Raw genomic sequence first — 25,937 nt, 5'->3', positions numbered from 1 at the left:
TCGTTATCAATTTGTACCTTTTCCAATTCTTTGGATTTATATATACTAAAATGTGAGAAACTTTTTAGTCAGATTTAGCAGGGGGTCAATATGCAGAAGAGTAAAAGAAAGATAAACAATGATGCAGATTTTATCGCATTTCAGGATCGGCTTGGTGTTTCATTTGAAAACATCAATTTATTAAAACAAGCATTTACACATTCATCCTATGTGAATGAGCATCGTCGCAAGCCATATGAAGATAACGAACGATTGGAATTTTTGGGGGATGCGGTATTGGAATTGACTGTATCACAATTTTTATACAAAAAATTCAATACGATGAGTGAAGGAGAATTAACAAAGCTTAGAGCTGCTATCGTTTGTGAGCCTTCACTTGTTAAGTTTGCCACTGAATATTCCTTTGGTCCTTTAATATTACTTGGAAAAGGGGAAGAAATGACTGGAGGAAGGGAACGTCCGGCTCTTCTGGCAGATGTCTTTGAGGCTTTTATCGGGGCATTATATTTAGACCAGGGGTTAGATGTCGTAATTGAGTTCCTCAAAAAATCAGTCTATCCAAAAATAGATAACGGTGCTTTTTCTCATGTGATGGATTTTAAGAGCCAGTTACAGGAATTGGTTCAGAAAGACGGAATTGGTACATTGGAATACAAAATTCTTAATGAAAAAGGTCCTGCACACAACAGAGAATTTATCGCCAGAGTATCCTTGAATGGGAAGGAATTTGGAGCAGGTAAGGGCAAATCGAAAAAAGAAGCAGAACAACATGCTGCGCAGCAAGCATTGATGCACTTGCAGAAAAGCAGTAAATAAATGATTAAAAGGCAGTTGGGTACCATGTCAGAAGATAAACAATTGTTTTTGAAACGATTGGATATAGTAGGTTTCAAATCTTTTGCTGAACGCATTTCCGTTGAATTTGTTTCGGGCGTAACTGCTGTAGTAGGTCCGAATGGAAGCGGAAAAAGCAATATCACAGATTCAATCCGTTGGGTGTTGGGTGAACAATCTGCAAAATCGTTGAGGGGCTCCAAAATGGAGGATATTATTTTTGCTGGAAGTGACTCCAGAAAGGCTCTTAACTTTGCAGAGGTTACCCTTACATTAAATAATGAAAGTCAGTTCCTTCCGATTGATTTCCATGAAGTTAGTGTCACAAGAAGGGTGACCCGTTCTGGTGACAGTGACTTTTTCATTAATAAAAAACCATGTCGTTTGAAAGACATCGTTGATTTATTCATGGATTCAGGACTTGGGAAGGAAGCTTTTTCAATTATAAGCCAAGGGAAAGTAGAAGAGATTTTAAGCAGTAAAGCGGAGGAACGCCGCACTATATTTGAAGAAGCAGCTGGTGTATTAAAATATAAAACAAGGAAGAAGAAAGCGGAAGTTAAGCTTGAGGAAACAAGGGCTAACCTGAACCGTGTTCATGATATTTTACATGAACTGGAGGGACAGGTGGAGCCACTCAAGATACAGGCATCCATTGCCCGCGATTATCTTCAGCAAAAAGAGGAACTTGAGGAATTTGAAGCTGCCTTGCTTGTATATGAAATTGAAGTCCTTCACGAAAAATGGACTTCATTATCAAAGCAGCTTGAAGAGCATCAAGTAAAGGATTCTGAATTCAGTTTATTAATTCAGAAAAAGGAATCCGCAGTAGAAGCGACTCGCTTGCAGTTGACTGAGCTAGATAATCGTATTCAGTCTTTACAGTCTACTTTGTTATCTGTCAGTGAAGAACTTGAAAAGGTAGAAGGCCGTAAACAAGTTTTAATTGAAAGAATGAAGAATGCAAGCCAAAACAAGCAGCATCTTGAAAAAAGTCTGCAAAACTGGCGAGATAAATTGATTCAGGTCTCACGTATCCGAGATGAAAAAGTGGGTACATTGCATCTTCTTCAGGCAGAAACGAAAAACTTTAAACAAAAATTACAGGAAAAACAAAATTTGCTTAGTAACTTTGCGGGAGACCTGGAAGCTAAAATTGATGCTCTGAAAAGTGAGTATATTGAACAGTTAAACCAACAGGCTGCGGCGAAACATGAGCTGACCTATTTAGAACAGCAATTAAGCCAACAGCAAAGTAAGCATGCAAAATTAGATCTTGATAATGGCAAATTATTGTCTTCTAGGGAACAGGTGACGGCTCGCTTGAAAGAAACGGAAATCCGACTCCATGCCGTTCAGCAGGATCTAGAGAATCAAATTTATCGTTATCGTGAATTACAGCATTCGCATGAAAATTTAAAAACCCAATATGAAAAACAGGAAAAAACTCTTTATCAGGCATATCAATATTTGCAAAAAGCAAAATCAAGAAAAGAAATGCTTGAAGAAATGGAAGAGGATTACTCCGGATTTTTCCAGGGTGTAAAAGAAATTCTTAAAGAAAAGAATAAAAACTTACATGGAATTGAAGGCGCTATTGCTGAGTTACTTAATGTGCCGAAGGATTATGCGGTTGCCATTGAGACTGCTCTGGGTGGAGCCCTGCAAAATATTGTGGTGGAAGAAGAACATCATGCACGTACAGCGATTGCTTTCTTAAAACGCAATCGACTTGGAAGAGCTACGTTCTTGCCTTTATCCACAATAAAAGGTAAGTCTGTCCCTTCTCAGGTTATACAGACTGCTGGGTCTCATCAGGCTTTTATTGGGCTTGCTTCTAATCTTGTTCAGTATGATGAGAAGTATAAAGAAGTCATGACGAGTCTTTTGGGAAATGTTTTTATTGTTCAGGATTTGGTCGGAGCTAATGAAATCGCAAAGCTTACAGGATATCGATATAGAATTGTTACCCTGGAAGGGGATATTGTCAGTCCAGGTGGAGCAATGACAGGTGGAGCGAACAGACAGTCGGGTTCATCTATTCTTTCACGTAAGGGAGAAAAAGAGGAGCTTGTTGAAAAAATCGCCCAAATGGACGAGCAGACAGCCAAGCTGGAAGCTCATGTAAAGAAAATAAAAGCCGATTTGGCTGATTCTGAGAAACAAGTCACCCGTCTTCGTGAAGCTGGTGAAACGCTTCGTTTGAATGAAGAATCTATTAAAGGGCAAATAAGAGAGCTGCAGCTTGAAGAACGCAATGTCAATGAACGATTAACGATTTATGATATGGAAAAATCGTCACTTGATGAAGAACGCCATATGAAAGAAAGTCGTATAAAGGAATTGGTAAACAGTCTCTCCTCCTATGAACAATCCATTAAACAAATGGATGCTGATATTAGCAGGTATACCGAGCAAAAGCAGATGGATCAATCTAGCAAGGACTCCCTTGTAGAGGAATTGAATGAATTAAAGATTCAATTAGCATCAAAAACCGAACAGCTTCAGCATCAGCAAAATGAAGTAGAACGGTTGACATCAGAATTAAATGAGGTAAAACAAAACATTCGTGATAATGAAGAAGATCTTTCCCTGTTAAATGGTGAAATGTCATCAAGCTCCACGGGTGAAACAAATCTGGAACAAACTGCAGCAGAGAAGCTAGAACAAAAAGAACAAGCGGTTCGTGAAATTGAAGCTTCACGAGCAAAGCGACAGGAACTATTAGAGCTTGTTGAAGAAAATGAAATGGAACTAAAAGAGTGGAAACGCCAGCATAGAGGGTTATCAGAAACATTAAAAGACGAAGAAATCAAACTCAATCGTTTAGATGTGGAAATGGATACCCGTTTGGATACGCTTCGCGAGGAATATACACTCACCTTTGAAGCAGCTAAAGAACAATATCCACTTACGATTGAACCTGAAGAAGCAAAACGGAAAGTGAAATTAATTAAGCTTTCTATCGAAGAGCTTGGTACAGTGAATATTGGTGCGATTGAAGAATATGATCGCGTTTCGGAGCGATATGAATTTTTAACAGCTCAAAGAGATGATTTGCAGGAAGCAAAAGATACATTGTTTGATGTGATTGATGAAATGGATGAAGAAATGAAGCGCCGTTTCGAGATTACCTTTAATGCAATTAAAAAAGAATTTAATTTGGTGTTCCCTTCCCTGTTTGGCGGGGGTCGAGCAGAGCTCAAGTTGACAGATCCAGAGGACATACTAAATACCGGTGTGGATATCATTGCACAGCCTCCTGGTAAAAAGCTGCAAAATCTCAGTTTATTATCAGGTGGGGAACGTGCACTAACAGCCATCGCTCTCTTGTTCGCTATTTTACGCGTAAGACCGGTTCCGTTTTGTATATTGGATGAAGTGGAAGCGGCGCTTGATGAAGCAAACGTGTACCGTTTCAGCCAATACTTAAAGCAATTCAGTAAAGAAACGCAATTTATCGTAATCACGCACCGCAAGGGAACAATGGAAGAAGCGGACGTCCTGTATGGTGTTACCATGCAGGAATCAGGAGTTTCGAAGCTTGTTTCTGTCCGGTTAGAGGAATCAAAGGAATTAATTGAATCAACTTAAAGGTGGTAAATACATGAGTTTTTTTAAGAAGCTAAAAGAAAAATTTAGTGAACAAACAACTAGTACATCTGAAAAGTTTAAACAGGGATTGACTAAAACAAGAAATTCATTTTCCGAAAAGGTCAATGATTTAGTTGCCCGCTACAGAGAAGTGGATGAAGACTTTTTTGAAGAGCTTGAAGATGTCATGATTCAGGCGGATATCGGTGTTGAAACCGTAATGGAATTGATTGATAAGCTGAAATTTGAAGTGAAACGCCGCAATATAAAAGATACAAAAGATGTACGAAGCGTTATATCTGAGAAGCTTGTTGAAATTTATCAGGCTGGTGAGGAGAAATCCAATGCTGTAAACATTCAGGAAGATCAACTGACAGTTATTCTGTTTGTAGGTGTGAATGGTGTGGGTAAAACGACAACGATTGGAAAACTTGCTCATAAATATAAGAGTGAGGGTAAGAAGGTCCTTTTGGCAGCGGGAGATACTTTCCGTGCCGGTGCGATTGAACAATTAGAAGTATGGGGCAATCGGGTTGGTGTAGAGGTCATTAAGCAGGGAGCAGGTTCAGATCCAGCTGCTGTTATGTTTGATGCTGTGCAGGCTGCTAAATCACGTAAAGCGGATATCCTTCTATGTGACACAGCAGGAAGACTTCAAAACAAGGTTAACCTTATGAAAGAGCTTGAAAAGGTTAAGAAGGTTATTGAACGGGAAGTACCGGGTGCGCCGCATGAAGTGTTGTTGGTTCTCGATGCCACCACTGGACAGAATGCGTTAATTCAAACCAAAACATTTAAGGAAGCCACAGATGTTTCCGGGATTGTATTAACAAAGCTAGATGGAACAGCGAAAGGCGGAATTGTCATTGCCATTCGCAATGAGCTCGGCATTCCAGTTAAATTCGCTGGCCTGGGTGAGCAAATGGATGATTTACAGGAATTCGATGCAGAACAATTTGTATATGGATTATTTGCCGAGTTAGTAGATGAAGCAGAAGAGTAAACCATTATTTTGAAGGGAAGAGCCTGTGTTTATACGGGCTCTTTTCTCTTTTACGGAGTCTATGTCGTAATTTTAGAGGATTTTTAGACAGGGATAATCATTCGGGAAAAGGCAGTTGGTTCGAAAGGAGCAAGGATAGAAGAGATTTACCATTGGCGTCACCTTAGATGAATCTATCTTTTTAAATAAAAACTGCGCTCTTTTGCATGTGTTTTTAAAACTGAAATATGACAGTAAAGCATTGGTAATACAAGCCTTGCCTCTTCAGGAAAGGGTTCTTGACATTCTTTGATTTTCCGATTAAACTTGTATATTGTAAAGGTATTTCACTTAACAGAGTTGGAGGGTCAGTAATGCTCGAGAAAACAATGCGGATGAATTACCTATATGACTTCTATCAATCATTGCTGACACCAAAGCAAAAAAGTTATATGTCTCTTTATTATCTGGACGATTATTCCCTGGGTGAAATTGCCGATGAATATGAGGTGAGCCGCCAGGCCGTTTATGATAATATTAAGCGAACAGAAGCGATGCTTGAAGAATACGAGGCTAAGCTTTTACTGTTTTATAAATCACAGGAACGCAGCCTTTTGCTCAATAAGTTAGGAAGTTTAACAGAACAGATGAATGAAAATGATGTTAAAGAACAACTGATTGAGATTATAGCATCTCTTGAAAAGTTAGATTAGGAGGCGGCATAATGGCATTTGAAGGTTTAGCCGACCGACTGCAGGGCACTTTGCAAAGAATCCGAGGCAAGGGTAAAGTGACGGAAGCTGATGTAAAAGAAATGATGAGAGAAGTAAAGCTCGCACTTCTTGAAGCAGACGTTAACTTTAAAGTAGTTAAGGATTTTATCAAACGTGTCAATGAAAGGGCTATTGGTCAAGAAGTTTTAAAGAGCTTGACACCTGGTCAACAGGTAATCAAGGTCGTTAAGGAAGAATTGACGGAATTAATGGGTGGCGAACAAAGCAAGATTGCTGTTTCAAATCGTCCTCCAACTGTTATCCTTATGGTTGGTTTACAGGGTGCCGGTAAAACAACAACCACAGGTAAACTGGCTAATCTGCTTCGCAAGAAATATAATCGTAAACCAATGCTAGTTGCAGCCGATATTTATCGTCCCGCAGCAATTAAGCAGCTTGAAACTTTAGGTGGTCAGCTCTCTATGCCTGTCTTTTCTTTGGGAGATCAAGTAAGTCCTGTAGAAATTGCCAAGCAAGGGGTTGCCAAAGCTAAAGAAGAGCATTGCGATTATGTTTTAGTCGATACAGCAGGGCGTTTGCATATTGATGAAAATCTGATGGGCGAATTGGCTGAAATTAAAGAAGCTGTAAAACCAGATGAGATTTTCTTAGTTGTAGATGCCATGACAGGACAGGATGCAGTCAATGTAGCTAAAAGCTTTAACGACCAACTCGAAATCACCGGTGTTATTTTAACCAAATTGGATGGAGATACACGCGGTGGTGCAGCATTATCCATTCGTTCAGTAGCTGAAAAACCGATTAAGTTTGTCGGTATGGGTGAAAAGATGGATGCATTAGAGCCATTCCACCCGGAACGAATGGCTTCAAGGATTCTAGGGATGGGCGATGTTCTCACGCTGATTGAGAAGGCCCAAACTGATGTTGATGAGGAGAAAGCACGCGAACTCGAGAAGAAGATGCGTACAAACTCTTTCACATTTGATGATTTCCTCGAACAGCTAGCACAGGTCAAAAAAATGGGACCGCTGGATGACATTTTAAAAATGCTTCCAGGTGCAAACAAAATTAAAGGGATGAACAATCTTTCCATTGATGATAAGCAAATTGCTCATGTTGAGGCAATCATTCAATCAATGACGAAGAAAGAGAAGGATCAGCCTGAAATTATTAATGCCAGCAGACGTAAACGGATTGCTAAAGGAAGCGGAAGACCGATTCAGGAAGTAAACCGACTTCTAAAGCAATTTGAAGACATGAAGAAGTTGATGAAGCAAATGACTGGCATGCAGCAAAAAGGTAAGAAAAAAGGCGGCTTTAAGCTACCTTTTATGTAAAAAAATATGGGTGTTAAGAAAAAACACTTTACAAGGGTATATTGATTTGGTAATATACTATCTTGTGTGATACTATTCGGAGGTGCAAGTATAAAATGGCAGTAAAAATTCGTTTAAAACGTATGGGAGCTAAAAAGACTCCTTTCTATCGTATTGTAGTAGCAGATTCTCGTTCTCCTCGTGACGGTCGTTTCATTGAGACAGTTGGAACTTACAACCCAGTTGCAAACCCAGCTGAAGTGAAAATTGACGAGGAACTTACTTTACAATGGCTTCAAAATGGTGCTAAACCATCTGACACAGTTCGTAACTTGTTGTCAAAAGAAGGCATCATGGAAAAATTCCACAACGCGAAGCAAAGCAAGTAATATAAAGGTCCGTTATGATAGAATTGATTGAAACAATCGTAAAGCCTCTTGTCGATCATCCGGATGACGTGACCGTAGCAATGGATGAACAAGCCAATAAGATTGTTTTTACCCTGTCGGTCAATAAGAAAGACATGGGGAAGGTAATCGGCAAACAGGGGCGTGTAGCTAAAGCTATTCGAACAGTAGTGTATACTGCTGCATCCAAGAATGACAAAAAAGTCTATCTGGAAATACGCGATTGAAAAAAGGAGGGAGCAATCCCTCCTTTTTCTTATATATTCATGCATACTCACTAAGGGCTGAGCAAGAGGGCAAGGAGATGAGGTAACGAAGATGTTGCCACAGGATGTGGCGTTTTTAGTCTTCGTTCCTTGAATTAGGCCCTTCAGCTTTTGGTTGTCATCCAGCTTCATGAGCTAGGAGCTCGGGACATAAGCATAGCCTCTACAGGAGGGCAACAGGATGTTGGACACAAAGACGTTGCGACACGATGTGGCGTTCTTAGTCTTTGTACCTTCCCCCCCCTTCCGAGCCTCTGTCTTATGCTCCTCGCGGGCCTACAGGATGTAGGTCATGAAGACGTTGCCACAGGACGTGGCGAATTTAGTCTTCGTTCCTTGAATATGGGCCCTTCAGCTTTTGGTTGTCATCCAGCTTCGACGGCTAGAAGCTCAGGACATAAGCATGGTCTCTTCGGGAGGGGAGAGCACCTCCCCTCCGAGCCCCTGTCTTATGCTCCTCGCTTCTGGGCGAGCCGTCTCAGCTTTTGGTTGTCATCTAGCTTCGGCTCCTAGACCCTCGAGACATAAGTGTAGCCACTGCGGGAGGAAAGGACGCCTCCCTACGTGCCTCCTCTTATGCTTGTCGGGTCTGAACAGTCGCCTCAGCTTTTGGTTGTCATTTATTGTGGTTCGGGATAGTATTAAGTTATGAATTATGAGGGTTTTGGGTTGGTTAAAGTGTGAAGTGTATAATCCATACATAGTACCGTGATTTGAAAGTAGCTATAATGATGATGAGTTGATAAGTTTCAGGATTTCTTCAGTACCGTAATACAATTGGTGGATTGGTATGTATGAAAGAGGTGCCATAATGAAAATACTTCAAAATGTTATAGTGAAACAGGTATTAACTGAGAAGAGTAAAATACAGCTGTTGGAGCAGTTTGAATATAAAAAAAGCGTTTTGAATAAAGAATGTGATCAATTGCGCTTTGAATTAAAGAAGCTGGAAAAAACAAAGAAATTTCAACCCGCAAGCTTAAAAACGCATTTTGAGAAAGAAATCGATATGCGTAAGGAAAAAGTGAAGCTGCTGGACTTTCAAATTCAACAGCTTGATATTCTCCCCTATGGGAGTGAATTAAAGGAACGAGAAGTTCAGGCAATAATTGATGTTGAAGTCGGGCAAAATTGGGAAGAAGTTGTACAAACTAAAACCATCATTATTAAAGATGGAATCATTGATGAATTTAAATAGAGGTGAACAGAAAGAAATGCAAAAATGGTTTAAAGTTGGCAAAATTGTTAATACCCACGGAATAAAAGGCGAGGTCAGGGTTATTTCAAGCACTGATTTCCCGGAAGAACGATATAAAAATGGGAGCACTTTATATATCTTTAAAAAGAGCTCAAATGAGCCTGTTGAAGTCACTGTTCAATCTTCAAGACAACACAAAAACTTTTATTTATTGACGTTTGAAGGGCATGGCACGATAGAATCAGTGGAGTCTTATAAAGAAGGCGTATTAAAGATATCAGAGGAACAAATGGGCAGCCTTGATGAAGGGGAATATTATTACCATGAAATCATCGGATGCACAGTACGTACTGCAGATGGTGCCGAATTGGGTGTGGTAAAAGAAATCCTTTCACCTGGAGCAAATGATGTATGGGTCATCAGCGGGAAAAACGGTAAAGAAGTATTGATTCCTTATATTGATGATGTTGTTAAAGAAATTGATGTAGATGCAAAAATGATCTCGATTGATCCGATGGAAGGACTGCTTGATTAATGAGAATCGATATCCTAACCTTATTTCCTGAAATGTTCAGCGGAGTGTTTGGATCCTCCATCCTTAAGAAGGCTGCTGAAAAACAGGCAGTTGAATACCATACCCATAATTTCCGGGAGTATTCAGATAACAAGCATCAATCTGTTGATGATTACCCATATGGCGGTGGGGCAGGAATGGTACTGAAACCTCAGCCGATTTTTGATTGCTTGGAGCAAATCACTCCAAAAGAGCAGAAGAAAAAGCCTCGGGTCATCCTTTTATGTCCACAGGGGGAACGCTATAACCAAGCTAAAGCAGAGGAACTGGCAAAGGAAGATCAGCTTATTTTCGTGTGCGGGCATTACGAAGGGTATGACGAAAGGATACGCGAACATGCGGTAACAGACGAAATATCAATTGGTGATTTCGTATTAACGGGTGGAGAGCTTGGAGCAATGGTGATCATCGATAGTGTAGTGCGGCTATTGCCAGGGGTGCTGGGGAATGAGGATTCACCTGTACTGGATTCATTTAGTTCAGGTCTTTTGGAACACCCTCATTATACGCGTCCGGCTGATTTTCGCGGGATGAAGGTCCCGGATGTTCTCATTTCGGGAAACCATAAATATATTGAGGAATGGAGAAAGAAAGAATCTTTGCGCAGAACCTGGCAAAGGCGTCCGGATTTATTGAATCATTATGATCTGACCAAAGAAGAAAAAAAATGGCTCGAAGAAATAAAAAATGAAGATAGATAGTTGCGCTTTAGGTGTTTTATATGATAAGATACATTTTGTGAGTTAGGCTGTAAAGCCTTGCTTTTATAACAATGTTCCGCTGTCATTATCTCGAGAAGGGGTGGCAAGAGCATTGGGTGGAAGGAGTTGAATACGATGCATAAATTAATCGAAGAAATCACGAAGGATCAATTAAGAACTGATCTTCCTACTTTCCGTTCCGGTGATACTGTAAGAGTACACGTTAAGGTTGTTGAGGGAACTCGTGAACGTATTCAGGTATACGAAGGCGTAGTAATCAAGCGTCGTGGAGGCGGAATCAGTGAAACTTTCACAGTCCGCAAAATTTCCTATGGTGTAGGTGTTGAACGTGCATTCCCATTGCACACACCACGTATCGCTAAATTGGAAGTTATCCGTCGCGGTAAAGTACGTCGTGCTAAGCTTTATTACTTGCGTAACCTACGCGGTAAAGCAGCACGTATTAAAGAAATCCGATAATTACGTGTTTAACGTGAGTGGATACAAGGAGCTTGTGCTGACACAAGCTCCTTTTTCACATTAAACATCAAATTATTGCCTTTTTATGTGAAAAGTATATATTTATACATATATAGAGAAGATATAGGCGGTGTACGAATATGGCTAAGTCTAAAGGGAAAAGTGAAATCCTCGAGTGGGTTAAAGCTTTAGTTATTGCAATAGTATTGGCAGCAATCATCCGATATTTCCTATTTGCACCTATATTGGTTGATGGTTTATCGATGATGCCAACCCTTCATAATGAAAATAGAATGGTAGTCAATAAAATGTCCTATAAAATCGGTGAACCTGAGCGATTTGATATAGTGGTATTTCACGCTACAGAAGAAAAAGATTACATTAAAAGAGTAATTGGCTTACCTGGAGATAAAATAGAATATAAAGATGATACTTTATATATTAATGGCAAGGCATATGAAGAGCCTTACCTGGATGAAGCCAAGGAACAAATGATTGAAGGACCTTTGACAGAACCATTTACACTGGAAGAAATTATTGGCCAGGAAACGGTTCCCGAGGGTGAAGTGTTTGTGATGGGGGATAATCGAAGATACTCGAAAGATAGCCGCCATATTGGAACGATCAAGAAAAGTGAGATTTTGGGCAAAACCAGTCTAGTGTACTGGCCGTTAAAAGAATTTAGAATTGTTGACTAATGACTGAAAAGGTGAAAGTATGACGATACAATGGTTTCCCGGGCATATGGCTAAAGCTCGGCGTGAAGTAACAGAAAAATTAAAGCTGGTAGACATAATATTTGAGCTAGTAGATGCTCGGCTTCCCCAATCATCTAGAAATCCTATGATTGATGAAATTATTCAGCATAAACCGCGGCTGGTGATTTTAAATAAGGCAGATATGGCAGATCAAAGTAAAACAAATCAATGGTTAGCCTATTTCGAAGCTAAGGGAATTAAAGCCGTAGCCGTAAATGCACATCAAGGGACAGGCTTGAAAAGTATTATGGCGGGAGCTCAAGAAGTTCTTAAAGAAAAAATAGAAAAGATGAAATCTAGAGGAATAAAACCACGTGCAATCCGTGCCATGATTGTCGGAATTCCCAATGTTGGGAAGTCTACATTAATAAATAGGCTTGCTGGAAAAAATATTGCCAAAACCGGTAATATGCCAGGTGTGACAAAAGCGCAGCAATGGATTAAAGTTGGTAAGGAGCTTGAACTATTGGACACTCCTGGTATCCTATGGCCGAAGTTTGAGGATCAGGAAGTCGGCTGTAAACTAGCTGTAACAGGAGCTATTAAGGATACCATTTTAAATCTTCATGATATTGCAATCTATGGATTGAAATTTTTGGAGAGGGAATATCCAGCGCGTTTGCTCGATGGGTATAAGCTTGAGGAAATTCCAGAAGAAATTGTGGAAGCCTTTGACCAAGTAGGGAAATTGCGAGGATGTTTAGCTGGCGGTGGCATAGTGGATTATGATAAAACTGCTGAATTGATTATAAGAGATATCCGTACACAAAAATTTGGAAGATTAACGTTTGAATCTCCATTTGAATTGGAATCTGATATATAATAAAAAACTAGAAGGCCCCCTTGTTTGGGGGTCTTTACATTTGTGTGCCAAAACCGATATTAATTAGGAAGGATAGCAGAAATGACGAATTCACTTACCATTTCAGAAATAAAAAATAAGCTTAAAGAGCTAGAAACCATCGAGGATCCGTTTGTTCAGGAATGCCGCAAGGATCAGCGTAAAGGCGTCCAGGTTGCCCTCTCAGGCTTTGAAAGAGCGATTGCCAGGAAAGTAGAGGAAAGACGCCATTTCGACTCCATATCGGTTTTTGAGAACCAACTAAGGGATGAAGGATATCAATATATAGTGGGCATAGACGAAGCAGGCAGAGGGCCGCTTGCTGGTCCTGTAGTAGCAGGGGCTGTGATTTTGCCTGAAAACTTTTATTTAGCCGGCCTTACTGACTCAAAGAAACTCTCTGCTGCAAAAAGAGAGCAATACTACGAGTACATACTGGAAAATGCGCTTGCGGTTGGGGTTGGCATTATACACAGTGAGGAAATCGACAAAATAAATATTTATGAAGCTGCCAAAAAGGCGATGCTTTCAGCAGTGAATCAGTTAAAAGTATTCCCGGAATATGCATTGATAGATGCTATGAAGTTAGATTTGCCTATACCACAGATGTCGCTGATTAAAGGGGATGCCAAGTCTATCTCTATTGCAGCTGCTTCAGTCATTGCCAAAGAAACGAGAGACAGACTTATGAAGGAATATGCAGAAATCTATCCACAATATGGATTTGATAAGCATATGGGGTATGGAACGAGCAGTCATTTAGAAGCTATCGAAAAGTATGGTCCGGTTGATTGGCACAGGATGACATTTGCTCCTTTAAAGAATAATTACTGATAAGAGAGGTGTGATTTTTTGCAGCCTGTCATAAATATAGATTCATGGATCAATAAACTGCCTTATAGCAAGGTATCAACAGGCTTCAGAGATGGCCAAATATTTGCTGGAAAAATCACGAAATTTTATCCTCATAATATGGCGGAAGTTCTCGTAAATGGAACAAAAATGATAGCGAAATTGGATGTATCAGTGGAAGCGCATGTGCGCCAATTATTTCAGGTCAGGCAAACAGAAAATGGTTTGATGCAATTAAAGGTATTGCCTTTTGGCAGTGGAATATCAAAGCCCGATTTGCCCGCTCAACTATTAAGTGCATTCCAGATAAAGGCATCAAGGGCGGGGGGAAATCTGGCTGAAATGGTGATTGCCAACCAGCTGGCTGTGACGAAAGATAGCTTTACCAGGGCTTTAAACTGGCTGAATTCAACAGGCGATCCATCGATAGGAATGCCAACCATTAAATTAGCGTACATGAACCAGCTTCCGATACATAAAACTGTGTTGGATGCTCTTTTATCACTGAAAACTGGAGAATCATTAACTAGTATGCTTGATTCCCTGACAAAATATCTTAAGACTTCCGACAATCTAGGTAAATATGCTCATATAATAAATAGATTAGAGGAATTTCTTCAGACAGGTAAGAGGGAAGCCTTTCAAGGGATAGCTATGTCTCTTATGGACGAGAATATGGAAATTTTTCAAAAGGCTGGGCTGATCCTTAAGGAAGGAGAGGTAATTTTATCGAATTCTAGTCATAATAGATTACAGGAATGGATAGAAAGGGTATTTAGTGGAAATAGCACACGTCCCCCTGAACTAACAGCAGAAGAATGGCAAAAGGTTCAGGAAAAAATTTTGAAAAGTGATCTGTTTAGTCATCTTGATAAGAATAACACCTTATATAAAGCGATGAACTCCATCATGCAATCACTAGGAATTAAGGATCAATCAAAACAGCCTGAGACAAGTATAGTAAAGGATACATTGATACAATTGACGGCCGAAAAAACACCCATCCAACTAAAAAACCAGGCTGAAGCCATTCTGACAAGGTTAGCCGCGTTTCAATTATTATCCCAGGAAACCGGACCACTGCAGAATGTATTTATGCAGATTCCAGTTCCCTTAACTTCGGTTAAAGGTGATTTGACATTGCAATGGACTGGTCGAAAACGAGAAGATGGGACAATTGATCCAGCATATTGCCGAATTGTATTTTATTTAGAGCTAGCCCACTTAAAAGAAACCGTTATTGATATGAATATCCAAAACCGGATCATTAGTTTAAAGATATGGACTGGGGAGAAAAAGGAGGCAAATATTGCTGCCAGTTCCCTGGTGACCATACTGAAGGAAAATTTAGAGGAGAAGGGGTATATTCTATCAACTGTAAAAATTGCTGATTTTTCGCAGGAGAAGTCTGTAAGTTCTGAAATAAGTAAATCATATTATCCCTCTTTTGGGTATACCGGGGTTGATTATAAAATATGAAAAAAAGCAGAAAATCTGCCTCTGTTTTAAAATATGAGGAAAATCAGGATGTCTCCCCAAAATTAATAGCTAAGGGAAAAGGTATTGTAGCTGATCATATCTTAAAGGAAGCTGTAAAACATGAGATTCCTGTCCGAAAGGATCCTAGTCTTACAGAATTACTATCACAGCTTGAGATTAATCAATCGATTCCTGAGGAACTTTATCAGGCAGTTGCAGAGGTTTTTGCCTTTATATATAAGGTTGACCATAAAACTAGTAAATAATTTATAGAAAGGGTTTCCTAAGAGATAGAGAATATCGCCATAGAATACCTGTGTATTGTGGACAGGTCTTTTAGTTTGAAAAATATGGGTAAATAAGGAGTGGGCGTGATCGATTTTTTTCTGTTTCTAATGATTATTTTCATTCTGGCAGCGAATTTAATTGCGTTCTTTGTTTTTAATAAAAAGCGCAATTTGTATCTAGCTGCATTAGTCACTTTATTATTGGCCGGTGTGTTTGGTTTAGTCGCTGGAATGTTAGCCGTCTGGCTGATAGAAGATGGATTTGCGTTCTTTTACGGATTTAACATAGCAGCTATTTTGCTGTGGAATAGTATCGCCGTCTTTTTGATTGCCATCATCGTTTCGCTTGTTAAATTGTATCGAAAACAAACCTAATGGATATAGCTCCTGAAGTTGGGATGAAGCGAAAAGCTAAAAAGAAAAGTTGTGAGATTTTGAGGGAGTAGTGGATAGAATTATCTTCTATTACTATAGTAACTTATCCGAAGAAGTTTTCTACGGAATGCCAAAATATATATCTTTTTTGAAGGCTGAAAATGATGATTTCAGCCTTTCTTTTAGTATGCTTTCTTTATCATTTTATGTAATAAGTGTAAAAAAATTACCGATATTTGGTGAAATCGCTTTAAATTATTGGACTTTGAATACTAGTTTTAATACAATGAAAACGCAATATATTTTTTATAGTCTGAAAGTTTTGATGGGAGGATAAGAAATGAATATCCATGAGTATCAAGGTAAAGAGATCCTCAGACAATACGGGGTAAATGTTCCAAATGGAAAAGTCGCTTTTTCTGTTGAGGAAGCAGTTAACGCAGCAAGTGAACTTGGAACTGCGGTTACTGTTGTGAAAGCTCAAATCCATGCGGGTGGAAGAGGGAAAGCTGGCGGTGTCAAGGTTGCCAAATCGCTGGATGAGGTTCGTACATATGCTGGTGAAATACTCGGCAAAGTATTGGTAACGCATCAAACGGGTCCGGATGGTAAAGAAGTAAAACGCTTACTTATTGAAGAAGGCTGTGACATCAAGAAAGAATATTATGTTGGGCTTGTTCTTGATAGAGCAACTTCAAGAGTTGTGTTAATGGCTTCTGAAGAGGGCGGAACAGAAATAGAAGAAGTTGCTGAAAAGACACCGGAAAAAATCTTCAAGGAAGTTATTGATCCTGTAATCGGATTAACACCATTCCAAGCTAGAAGAATAGCTTTTAATATTAATATACCAAATGAATTAATCAACAAAGCAGCTAAATTTATGACTAGTCTTTACACGGCATTTATTGAAAAAGACTGTTCTATTGCTGAAATCAATCCTTTGGTCGTTACAGGCGACGGAGAAGTGATGGCTTTGGATGCTAAGTTGAATTTTGACGAAAATGCGCTTTATCGCCACAAGGATATTGTCGCTTATCGAGATCTTGAGGAAGAAGACCCAAAAGAAATCGAAGCTTCCAAATACGACCTAAGCTATATATCCCTTGATGGCAATATCGGCTGTATGGTTAATGGAGCAGGACTTGCGATGTCAACAATGGATATTATTAATCACTATGGTGGCACTCCTGCCAACTTCCTGGATGTTGGGGGCAGTGCAACGGCTGAAAAAGTTACGGAAGCATTTAAGATTATCCTTTCAGACAGCCATGTTAAGGGGATTTTTGTAAATATATTTGGCGGCATAATGAAATGTGATGTTATTGCTGAGGGTGTTGTTGAAGCAGCTAAACAGGTTAGCTTACAGGTACCGCTGGTCGTACGCCTAGAAGGTACGAATGTAGACCTTGGTAAAAAGATATTAGAGGAATCCGGTATTAATGTCACAGCTGCAGAATCAATGGCTGATGGTGCACAAAAAATCGTTTCGTTAATAGGCTAAGACTGGAGGATATATGAAATGAGCGTATTTGTTAATAAAGATTCAAAAGTGATTGTACAAGGTATTACAGGATCTACAGCCCGTTTTCATACGAAGCAAATGTTAGAATACGGCACGAATATTGTGGGCGGTGTAACACCTGGTAAAGGCGGCGCTGAGGCTGAAGGTGTTCCTGTCTTCAATACCGTAATTGAAGCAAAAGAAGCAACAGGTGCCAATGTATCAGTTATCTATGTACCAGCTCCTTTTGCTGCAGATTCCATTCTTGAAGCAGTTGATGCAGAGCTTGATCTCGTCATCTGTATTACAGAGCATATCCCTGTATTGGACATGGTAAAAGTAAAACGTTATATGGAAGGGAAGAAAACACGTCTAATCGGGCCGAACTGTCCGGGCGTTATTACTCCTGAAGAATGTAAGGTAGGGATCATGCCTGGTTATATCCACAGAAAAGGGCATATTGGCGTTGTTTCTCGCTCGGGTACATTAACCTATGAAGCGGTGCATCAATTAACTCAGGCGGGCTTTGGACAGTCATCAGCAGTTGGTATTGGTGGCGACCCTGTCAATGGAACTGATTTCATCGACGTTTTAAAAGCTTTTAATGAAGATCCTGAAACGTATGCGGTGATTATGATCGGTGAAATAGGTGGTACAGCGGAAGAAGAAGCAGCCCAATGGGTGAAAGAAAATATGACAAAACCGGTTACCGGATTTATCGGAGGCCGTACTGCTCCTCCAGGGAAACGAATGGGCCATGCAGGCGCCATTATTTCCGGTGGAAAAGGAACAGCCGATGAGAAAATTCGTGTGTTGAATGAATGCGGTATAAAAGTGGCGGAAACTCCGGCTGTAATGGGTGAAACGATGCTAAGCGTATTAAAAGAAAAAGGGCTATACGATAAATGTAAAACGCATTAATAATAAGACAAGCCTCCCCTTATCCTTTTTAAGGGGAGCGTCTTTATATATTAAATATTAAGAGGTGAAGCTGTTATGGATGAATGGAAGAATAGGCTTGTGCACCTGGATCATTGTCGGGGTATGAGTTGGAAAGCTAAATTTCGCATATTGAAAGATGATCCGAACCTTCAGAAGATGTATGATCAGCCCTACCGTTATTGGGTGGAAACATTGGAGTTACCCTCGTCAAAAATCTCCTTATTCATGAAAGACCTCCACAATGAAGATCTTCAAAAAATGCCTTCTATATATGAGAAAAACCACATCCGTTGTATAACATTCCTCGATGACCTATATCCCGGACAACTTTCTGTTATTTATCAACAACCATGGATTTTATATTGCAAAGGAAATCTTGAACTCTTGCATAATTCAAGGATATTAGCCATAATAGGTAGCCGTGCCCCTACTGAATACGGAAAAAAGATGGTTAACTATCTAATTCCCGATTTAGTTAAGGCGGATGTATGTATTGCAAGTGGATTAGCAAGAGGGATCGATTCACATGCACAAATTAAAGCTCTCCAAAGCGGTGGAAAGGTTATAGCTGTTATTGGTGGTGGGCTTTTTAATATTTACCCAAAGGAAAATACAGCACTTGCTGAATTAATTATGAAAAATGGTGTAGTATTGTCTGAATATCCACCCATCATGAAACCGGAACCCTGGCATTTTCCTATGAGAAACAGAATTATTAGTGGTTTATCACGGGCGATACTAGTGGTAGAGGGAAAACAAAGAAGTGGGACATTTATCACAATCCAGCATGGATTAGAACAGGGTAAAGATATCTATGCGGTACCGGGAAGTGTGTTTTCTGAACTGTCTGCAGGTCCGCATGAACTGATTAAAGAGGGTGCCAAATTAATCAATCATGCGAATGACATTCTCTATGAGTGGTGACATTAAACAGAGCTTCGGGACATGATGGATGAAGATTACCATTTTGTTAGTTAGGCTATTTTAAAACTCTTTAAGTTGCAAAATTATAATTTCTGTTATACATTGTGCTTCAGACAAGGTTTTTTGGTCAGGGTAATTATTCAGATTATATTGATTGTTGTTAATAGTAAAAAAATCATTAGAACATACCATTGACAGAAGTAAATCTAAACCTTCATAATCATACATGCATGAATATAGAGAATGATACCCTCTTAAGGAGGAAAGAAATGGCGGATTATTTAGTTATAGTGGAATCGCCTGCTAAAGCGAAAACCATTGAAAAATATTTAGGAAAAAAATATAAAGTGAAAGCATCCATGGGCCATGTACGTGATTTACCGAAGAGCCAGATGGGTGTAGATTTTGAACACAATTATCAATTGAAATATATCACCATTCGCGGTAAAGGTGATGTACTAAAAGATTTAAAGACAGCCGCAAAAAAAGCTAAGAAAGTCTATCTCGCGGCTGACCCCGACAGAGAAGGGGAAGCAATCGCGTGGCATTTAGCTCATAGTCTCGGTGTGGATGTAAGCTCTGATTGCCGTGTCGTATTTAATGAAATAACAAAAGACGCAATTAAAGAGTCATTTAAACATCCAAGGCCTATTAAAATGAATCTGGTAGATGCACAGCAAGCGAGAAGAGTATTAGACCGTATTGTGGGATACAGCATAAGCCCAATTCTATGGAAAAAAATAAAAAAAGGCCTAAGTGCCGGACGTGTTCAATCCGTTGCTGTACGTCTAATTATCGATCGTGAAAAAGAAATAGCGGCATTTGAACCGGAAGAGTATTGGTCCATTAATGGATCGTTTCTGAAAGGCAAGAAGGATTTTGAAGCTAACTTTCAATCTTTGAATGGCAAGAAAGTTCCGTTGCAATCCAAAGACGATGTAAATAATATACTTTCAAAATTAAATGGAAACGAATTCTTAGTACAATCGGTAACGAAGAAGGAGCGAAAACGTAATCCAGCTCCTCCGTTTACAACATCATCCCTGCAACAGGAAGCAGCTCGTAAACTTAATTTCAGAGCAAAGAAAACCATGATGATTGCTCAGCAACTGTATGAAGGTATTGAGATTGGCAAAGAAGGAACTGTGGGTCTGATTACGTATATGAGAACGGACTCTACCAGGATTTCAGAAACTGCTCAAAAAGAAGCAAGCGGATGGATTACATCTCAGTTTGGGGAAGAGTACTTACCAAAGACCCAAAGGAAGGATAAGCAAACATCTGGAGCACAGGATGCCCATGAGGCAGTAAGGCCGACCGGGGTGATCAGGGAACCTTCTATGATGAAGCAATATCTCTCCAGGGACCAATACCGCTTATATAAATTAATATGGGAACGATTTGTTGCCAGCCAGATGGCGCCTGCCATTATGGATACGATGGCCGTAGATTTAAAAAACGGTGATGTCGTATTCAGAGCAAATGGGTCAAAAGTAAAATTTGCCGGTTTTATGAAAGTATATATTGAAGGCAATGATGATAATAATGAAGAAAAGGAAAATTTACTGCCAGATCTGAAAGAAGGGGATGTTGTATTTTCGAAGGACATCGAGTCAAATCAACATTTTACTCAGCCGCCTCCTCGTTATACAGAAGCAAGGCTGGTTAAAACCCTTGAGGAATTAGGCATTGGCAGACCATCAACCTATGCGCCAACACTTGACACTATCCAAAAGAGAGGGTATGTAGCTCTAGATAATAAGCGCTTTGTTCCGACAGAGCTTGGCGAGATTATTATTGAAGTTATGAGTGAATTCTTCCCTGACATCCTGGACGTAGAATTCACAGCTAAAATGGAAAACGAACTGGATAATGTAGAAGATGGTGAAGTTGAATGGGTTAATATTATCGATCATTTCTACAAAGAGTTCGAAAAGGATTTAGCCAAGGCTGAAGAAGAGATGAAAGAAATCGAAATAAAGGATGAACCAACAGGCGAATCATGTGAGGAATGTGGATCGGCGATGGTGTATAAAATGGGACGTTACGGAAAATTTGCTGCATGCAGTAATTTCCCGGATTGCCGGAATACCAAGCCGATTGTCAAAGAAATCGGTGTGAAATGTCCTAAATGTCATGAAGGCAATATCGTTGAACGAAAAAGCAAAAAACGCCGCATCTTTTATGGCTGTGATCGTTACCCGGCCTGTGAATTCATTTCTTGGGATAAGCCAATACAGCGACCTTGTCCAAAATGTCAAGGACCGTTAGTTGAGAAAAAACTTAAAAAAGGCATTCAAGTTACATGTCTTGATTGCAATTATAAGGAAGAACCACAAAGTTAAAGGAAGGAAGAGCTGAGGCTCTTCCTTCTTAAATCTCAATAAAATACGTGAAATATCCTGAAACTTTTTAATAACAGATACGTATGACTTATAAAACATATTGTTTTTAAATGTGTTACATGATATAACGATTTACGTAATAAATATAGCTGGAGGGTATACATAATGCAAAGAGTAATAGTAGTAGGTGCCGGATTAGCTGGCAGCGAAGCGGCCTGGCAATTGGCCGAGAGAGGCATACAGGTTGATTTATATGAGATGAGACCTGTGAAACAAACTCCGGCACATCATACAGATAAGTTCGCTGAATTGGTTTGCAGCAATTCTTTGCGAGCAAATACTTTAACCAATGCGGTTGGAGTATTGAAAGAGGAAATGCGTCAATTAAACTCACTTATTATTGATTCTGCAGATCACTGTTCTGTACCGGCTGGAGGAGCACTGGCTGTTGACCGCCATGAGTTTGCAGGCAGAGTAACAGAAACATTAAGAAATCATCCGAATGTAACGATTCATAATGAGGAATTAACGGAAATACCAAAAGATGAGATAACGATTATTGCGACGGGGCCTCTTACCAGTGAATTATTATCACGTGAAATCAGCCAATTAACAGGAGAGGACTATTTTTATTTTTATGATGCGGCTGCACCGATTATTGAAAAAGACAGTATTGATTTAGACAAAGTTTATTTGAAATCACGCTATGATAAAGGGGAAGCAGCTTATTTAAATTGCCCAATGACTGAAGAGGAATTTAATACTTTTTATGACGCGCTAATTGAAGCAGAAACTGTTCCGTTAAAAGAGTTTGAAAAGGAAATTTTCTTTGAAGGATGCATGCCTATTGAAGTGATGGCAAAGCGAGGAAAGAAAACCATGCTGTTTGGCCCGATGAAGCCGGTTGGCCTTGAAGATCCTAAAACGGGAAAACGACCGTATGCAGTTGTGCAGCTTCGTCAGGATGATGCAGCTGGAACATTGTATAATATTGTTGGCTTCCAAACTCATTTAAAATGGGGCCCGCAAAAAGAAGTGATTAGATTAATTCCAGGTCTGGAAAATGCTGAAATTGTAAGATATGGTGTTATGCACAGAAATACCTTTATCAATTCGCCTAAAGTGCTGGAAGCTACATATCAGCTAAAAGAAAAGCCTAATTTATTCTTCGCAGGTCAAATGACAGGTGTAGAGGGATATGTAGAATCGGCAGCGTCAGGCTTAATTGCAGGTATTAATGCAGCTCGGATGGCTTCAGGACAGGAACCATTAACCTTTCCTCAGGAAACAGCAATGGGAAGCATGGCTCACTATATCACCTCAACCAATTCTAAAAACTTCCAACCTATGAATGCTAATTTTGGCTTATTCCCGGATTTAGGAAGGAAAATTAAATCCAAACAAGAACGAGCTGAAGCTCACGCTGAACGTGCTTTACAAACAATTCGGAACTTTTTGAATAGTTTGTAAAATAATTGCAAGGGTTACTATTATATGTTAGTATTTAGTAGCCCTTGATAAGGAGTGACTTTTTTGAATAATGGAACTTCTTTAGAATTTTATATAAAGTATTTACAAATCGAAAAAAACTATTCAAAATATACTATTGCATATTACAAACAGGATATAGAGGAATTTTTCTTGTTCATGAGTGAACAAGTTATTTCCAGTTTGAAAACAGTCACATATCCCGATGCTCGATTATATGTTACGAATCTCACTGAACGTAATTTGTCTAAAAGAAGTATCAGCAGGAAAATATCTTGCTTACGATCGTTTTATAAGTTTCTCATGAGGGAAAATATGGTGGATGAAAATCCATTTGCAATGCTTTCATTGCCAAAAAAGGAACAGAGGCTGCCTAGGTTTATGTATGAAGAAGAGATGGAAGCGATATTTTCAGCTATCGATCATACTTCGACCATAGGAAAGCGGGACTTGGCTATATTAGAACTTTTGTATGCCACAGGTATGAGGGTAAGTGAATGTTGCAGTGTGGAACTGGGGGATTTGGATTTTTCTCTTATGACTGTTCTTGCTCATGGGAAGGGGAAGAAGGATCGTTATATTCCTTTTGGTGAACATGCTAAAAAAGCATTGCAGGAATATATTGAAGGACCCAGAAATGAATTGATACAAAAATCTTCACAACAGCACACGTTTCTGTTTGTTAACCAAAGAGGTAACCCTTTAACTCCAAGGGGTGTTCGGTATATTTTAACGAATATTATAGATAAAGCTTCCGTTAATAAACATCTATATCCACATATGCTGCGGCATAGTTTTGCGACACACCTATTAAATAGCGGTGCGGATATACGCTCTGTACAGGAACTTCTCGGTCATTCCTCCATACAGGCGACGCAGGTTTATACGCATGTCAGTAAGGAAAGACTAAGAGAAGTTTATAGAAACAGCCATCCGAGAGCTTAAAGATATTTGCCTTAATTTTAGTAAGGGAGAGTTGTATTATGGAACAATTTCATGCTACTACCATTTTTGCAGTGCAACATAATGGGGAATGTGCTATGGCTGGTGATGGTCAGGTAACAATGGGAAATGCCGTTGTAATGAAACACACTGCAAAAAAAGTGAGAAAATTATTTAATGGAAAAGTGTTAGCCGGTTTTGCAGGCTCAGTTGCGGATGCTTTTTCATTATTTGAAATGTTCGAGAGTAAGTTACATGAATATAATGGAAACTTACAGCGTGCAGCGGTTGAACTTGCTAAATCCTGGAGAAGCGATAAAGTTTTACGTAAGCTTGAAGCTATGTTAATCGTAATGGATACCAATCATATGCTGCTGATTTCAGGTACCGGAGAAGTGATTGAGCCTGATGATGGTATATTGGCGATTGGTTCCGGTGGGAATTATGCGCTGGCCGCTGGACGTGCCCTGAAACGTTTTTCCGGTGAAAATATGACAGCCCGAGAAATTGCTCATGCTTCGTTAACAATTGCATCTGAAATTTGTGTATATACGAATTCTAATATTATTTTGGAAGAGCTATGAACAAAGGAGGGTCATAATGAAACAGGACATCAAAAATCTAACACCGAGACAAATAGTTGAGAAATTGGATCAATACATAATTGGGCAAGCGGATGCTAAAAGAGCAGTCGCTATAGCATTAAGAAATAGGTATCGACGCGGTCTCTTAAAAGAAAACATGCGTGATGAGGTTGTACCGAAAAATATCCTTATGATTGGACCGACTGGTGTTGGGAAAACTGAGATAGCTCGTCGAATTGCTAAAATTGTTAAAGCCCCTTTTATTAAAGTGGAAGCAACAAAATTCACAGAAGTTGGCTATGTCGGACGTGATGTAGAAAGCATGGTGCGTGATTTAGCTGAAACTTCTGTTAGACTTGTAAAAGAAGAAAGAATGCTGGAAGTGAAAGATAAAGCATTGGAAAATGCTAACAATCGAATTGTAGAATTGTTAGTACCTTCAGGCAAAAAGTCGTCTTCCTTTAAAAATCCTTTCGAGATGATATTCGGCGGTTCAGGTGATACTTCCAATCCATCTGATCAAGATAATCAGGAAGATGAAAGAAATATATATGAAAAACGCAGATTAATCAAAGAGCGTTTATTAAAAGGTGAGTTAGAAGAAGAAGTAATTACTGTAGAGGTAGAAGAACAGCCCCCATCTATGTTTGATATGCTTCAGGGATCCGGTATGGAACAAATGGGTATGAATATGCAGGATGCATTCAGTAATCTAATGCCTAAAAAGCAGAAAAAACGAAAACTAGCTATTAAAGATGCACGTAAGGTATTGGCAAATGAAGAAGCGCAAAAATTGATTGATATGGATGAGGTAACACAGGTAGCTATTGAACGAGCTGAACAGACTGGTATCATCTTTATTGATGAAATCGATAAAATAGCGAGTAAGAGCGGCGGTGCCTCTTCAGCAGACGTATCGAGAGAGGGAGTCCAAAGAGATATTCTTCCTGTTGTTGAAGGTTCGACAGTCGTAACGAAATACGGTACTGTTAAAACGGATCACGTGTTATTTATTGCTGCAGGTGCTTTCCATATTGCAAAGCCTTCTGACCTTATTCCTGAACTGCAAGGTCGTTTTCCAATCAGAGTAGAACTTAAAAAATTATCTGTGGATGATTTTTATAAAGTGTTAATAGAACCTGACAATGCTTTGATTAAACAATATATAGCATTATTAGAAACAGAAGGTATAGAAATTGAATTTTCAGACGAAGCTATTCGTAGGATAGCCGAGGTTGCCTTTGAAGTGAACCAAAACACGGATAACATTGGAGCAAGAAGATTACATACTATTATGGAAAAGCTTTTAGAGGACTTATCATTTGAAGCTCCTGAAATTTCTATGGGGCATATTATGATTACCCCTAAGTATGTGGATGAAAAACTGGGCGCAATATCTAAAAATAAAGACTTAAGTGAGTTTATATTATAAGTAGTTTGATGTTTCAGATTATTGCTCAAGGGTACAACTAATTAGTTACATTTTACTCTTTTCCATTATCCTGTTCACTCAATAAACTTGATAAATATCCA

General features: G+C 39.3%; 25 protein-coding genes. All 25 read left to right on the top strand.

Annotated features, from left to right (window positions below; genetic code table 11):
* Positions 1–90: 90 nt before the first annotated feature.
* Complete coding sequence (gene rnc, locus AC4G3N_RS07915) at positions 91–816, top strand: ribonuclease III (RefSeq protein WP_066100529.1); 726 nt, start codon at positions 91–93, stop codon at positions 814–816.
* Between the two features lie 42 nt (positions 817–858).
* The gene (gene smc, locus AC4G3N_RS07910) at positions 859–4,428 is read left to right on the top strand and encodes a chromosome segregation protein SMC (protein WP_148630228.1); all 3,570 of its coding nucleotides are present in this window, start codon (positions 859–861) and stop codon (positions 4,426–4,428) included.
* Between the two features lie 13 nt (positions 4,429–4,441).
* The gene (ftsY, locus tag AC4G3N_RS07905; RefSeq protein ID WP_066100527.1) at positions 4,442–5,431 is read left to right on the top strand and encodes a signal recognition particle-docking protein FtsY; all 990 of its coding nucleotides are present in this window, start codon (positions 4,442–4,444) and stop codon (positions 5,429–5,431) included.
* 353 nt (positions 5,432–5,784) lie between these two features.
* Positions 5,785–6,123, top strand: a complete 339-nt coding sequence (locus AC4G3N_RS07900) for a putative DNA-binding protein (RefSeq protein WP_066100523.1) — start codon at positions 5,785–5,787, stop codon at positions 6,121–6,123.
* Positions 6,124–6,134: 11 nt separating this feature from the next.
* Complete coding sequence (gene ffh, locus AC4G3N_RS07895; RefSeq protein WP_066100520.1) at positions 6,135–7,481, top strand: signal recognition particle protein; 1,347 nt, start codon at positions 6,135–6,137, stop codon at positions 7,479–7,481.
* Positions 7,482–7,576: 95 nt separating this feature from the next.
* A complete protein-coding gene (rpsP, locus tag AC4G3N_RS07890) occupies positions 7,577–7,849 on the top strand; it encodes a 30S ribosomal protein S16 (protein ID WP_066100518.1) in 273 nt (90 codons plus the stop codon).
* 14 nt (positions 7,850–7,863) lie between these two features.
* The gene (locus AC4G3N_RS07885; RefSeq protein ID WP_066100515.1) at positions 7,864–8,094 is read left to right on the top strand and encodes a KH domain-containing protein; all 231 of its coding nucleotides are present in this window, start codon (positions 7,864–7,866) and stop codon (positions 8,092–8,094) included.
* A gap of 850 nt (positions 8,095–8,944) precedes the next feature.
* Positions 8,945–9,331, top strand: a complete 387-nt coding sequence (locus AC4G3N_RS07880) for a YlqD family protein (protein WP_066102285.1) — start codon at positions 8,945–8,947, stop codon at positions 9,329–9,331.
* Between the two features lie 16 nt (positions 9,332–9,347).
* Positions 9,348–9,866: a ribosome maturation factor RimM gene (rimM, locus tag AC4G3N_RS07875; RefSeq protein ID WP_139891559.1), complete on the top strand. Its 519-nt coding sequence runs from the start codon at positions 9,348–9,350 to the stop codon at positions 9,864–9,866.
* Positions 9,866–10,606 (top strand): tRNA (guanosine(37)-N1)-methyltransferase TrmD, encoded by a 741-nt coding sequence (trmD, locus tag AC4G3N_RS07870; RefSeq protein ID WP_066100512.1) that lies wholly within the window; start codon positions 9,866–9,868, stop codon positions 10,604–10,606. Before rimM ends, trmD begins: the two co-directional genes overlap by 1 nt.
* Before the next feature lie 135 nt (positions 10,607–10,741).
* The gene (gene rplS, locus AC4G3N_RS07865; protein ID WP_066100509.1) at positions 10,742–11,086 is read left to right on the top strand and encodes a 50S ribosomal protein L19; all 345 of its coding nucleotides are present in this window, start codon (positions 10,742–10,744) and stop codon (positions 11,084–11,086) included.
* Positions 11,087–11,226: 140 nt separating this feature from the next.
* Positions 11,227–11,784, top strand: a complete 558-nt coding sequence (gene lepB / locus AC4G3N_RS07860) for a signal peptidase I (RefSeq protein WP_491089995.1) — start codon at positions 11,227–11,229, stop codon at positions 11,782–11,784.
* 19 nt (positions 11,785–11,803) lie between these two features.
* On the top strand, positions 11,804–12,667 hold the full coding sequence (gene ylqF, locus AC4G3N_RS07855) for a ribosome biogenesis GTPase YlqF (RefSeq protein ID WP_066100502.1): 864 nt from the start codon (positions 11,804–11,806) through the stop codon (positions 12,665–12,667).
* An 81-nt stretch (positions 12,668–12,748) separates the two neighbouring features.
* Positions 12,749–13,519, top strand: a complete 771-nt coding sequence (gene rnhB / locus AC4G3N_RS07850; RefSeq protein ID WP_066100499.1) for a ribonuclease HII — start codon at positions 12,749–12,751, stop codon at positions 13,517–13,519.
* 18 nt (positions 13,520–13,537) lie between these two features.
* Positions 13,538–15,016 carry a hypothetical protein gene (locus AC4G3N_RS07845; protein WP_491089994.1) on the top strand — a complete coding sequence of 493 codons (1,479 nt, stop codon included), beginning with the start codon at positions 13,538–13,540 and terminating at the stop codon, positions 15,014–15,016.
* On the top strand, positions 15,013–15,282 hold the full coding sequence (locus tag AC4G3N_RS07840; RefSeq protein WP_139891260.1) for an EscU/YscU/HrcU family type III secretion system export apparatus switch protein: 270 nt from the start codon (positions 15,013–15,015) through the stop codon (positions 15,280–15,282). Before AC4G3N_RS07845 ends, AC4G3N_RS07840 begins: the two co-directional genes overlap by 4 nt.
* A 105-nt stretch (positions 15,283–15,387) precedes the next feature.
* A complete protein-coding gene (locus tag AC4G3N_RS07835; protein WP_066100479.1) occupies positions 15,388–15,678 on the top strand; it encodes a hypothetical protein in 291 nt (96 codons plus the stop codon).
* 340 nt (positions 15,679–16,018) lie between these two features.
* Positions 16,019–17,179 carry an ADP-forming succinate--CoA ligase subunit beta gene (sucC, locus tag AC4G3N_RS07830; protein WP_139891259.1) on the top strand — a complete coding sequence of 387 codons (1,161 nt, stop codon included), beginning with the start codon at positions 16,019–16,021 and terminating at the stop codon, positions 17,177–17,179.
* Positions 17,180–17,197: 18 nt separating this feature from the next.
* Complete coding sequence (sucD, locus tag AC4G3N_RS07825) at positions 17,198–18,100, top strand: succinate--CoA ligase subunit alpha (RefSeq protein WP_066100471.1); 903 nt, start codon at positions 17,198–17,200, stop codon at positions 18,098–18,100.
* Positions 18,101–18,175: 75 nt separating this feature from the next.
* Positions 18,176–19,045: a DNA-processing protein DprA gene (gene dprA, locus AC4G3N_RS07820; protein WP_066100468.1), complete on the top strand. Its 870-nt coding sequence runs from the start codon at positions 18,176–18,178 to the stop codon at positions 19,043–19,045.
* 269 nt (positions 19,046–19,314) lie between these two features.
* Positions 19,315–21,390 carry a type I DNA topoisomerase gene (gene topA / locus AC4G3N_RS07815; protein WP_066100462.1) on the top strand — a complete coding sequence of 692 codons (2,076 nt, stop codon included), beginning with the start codon at positions 19,315–19,317 and terminating at the stop codon, positions 21,388–21,390.
* Between the two features lie 165 nt (positions 21,391–21,555).
* Positions 21,556–22,860 (top strand): FADH(2)-oxidizing methylenetetrahydrofolate--tRNA-(uracil(54)-C(5))-methyltransferase TrmFO, encoded by a 1,305-nt coding sequence (trmFO, locus tag AC4G3N_RS07810; RefSeq protein WP_139891257.1) that lies wholly within the window; start codon positions 21,556–21,558, stop codon positions 22,858–22,860.
* Between the two features lie 63 nt (positions 22,861–22,923).
* Positions 22,924–23,823, top strand: a complete 900-nt coding sequence (gene xerC / locus AC4G3N_RS07805; RefSeq protein WP_066100455.1) for a tyrosine recombinase XerC — start codon at positions 22,924–22,926, stop codon at positions 23,821–23,823.
* 38 nt (positions 23,824–23,861) lie between these two features.
* Positions 23,862–24,404: an ATP-dependent protease subunit HslV gene (gene hslV, locus AC4G3N_RS07800; protein ID WP_491089993.1), complete on the top strand. Its 543-nt coding sequence runs from the start codon at positions 23,862–23,864 to the stop codon at positions 24,402–24,404.
* Between the two features lie 16 nt (positions 24,405–24,420).
* Positions 24,421–25,836 carry an ATP-dependent protease ATPase subunit HslU gene (gene hslU / locus AC4G3N_RS07795; protein ID WP_066100449.1) on the top strand — a complete coding sequence of 472 codons (1,416 nt, stop codon included), beginning with the start codon at positions 24,421–24,423 and terminating at the stop codon, positions 25,834–25,836.
* Positions 25,837–25,937 lie beyond the last annotated feature (101 nt).

This window comes from Bacillus sp. z50, assembly GCF_058313585.1.
This window is presented reverse-complemented; position numbering and strand designations above follow the sequence as displayed.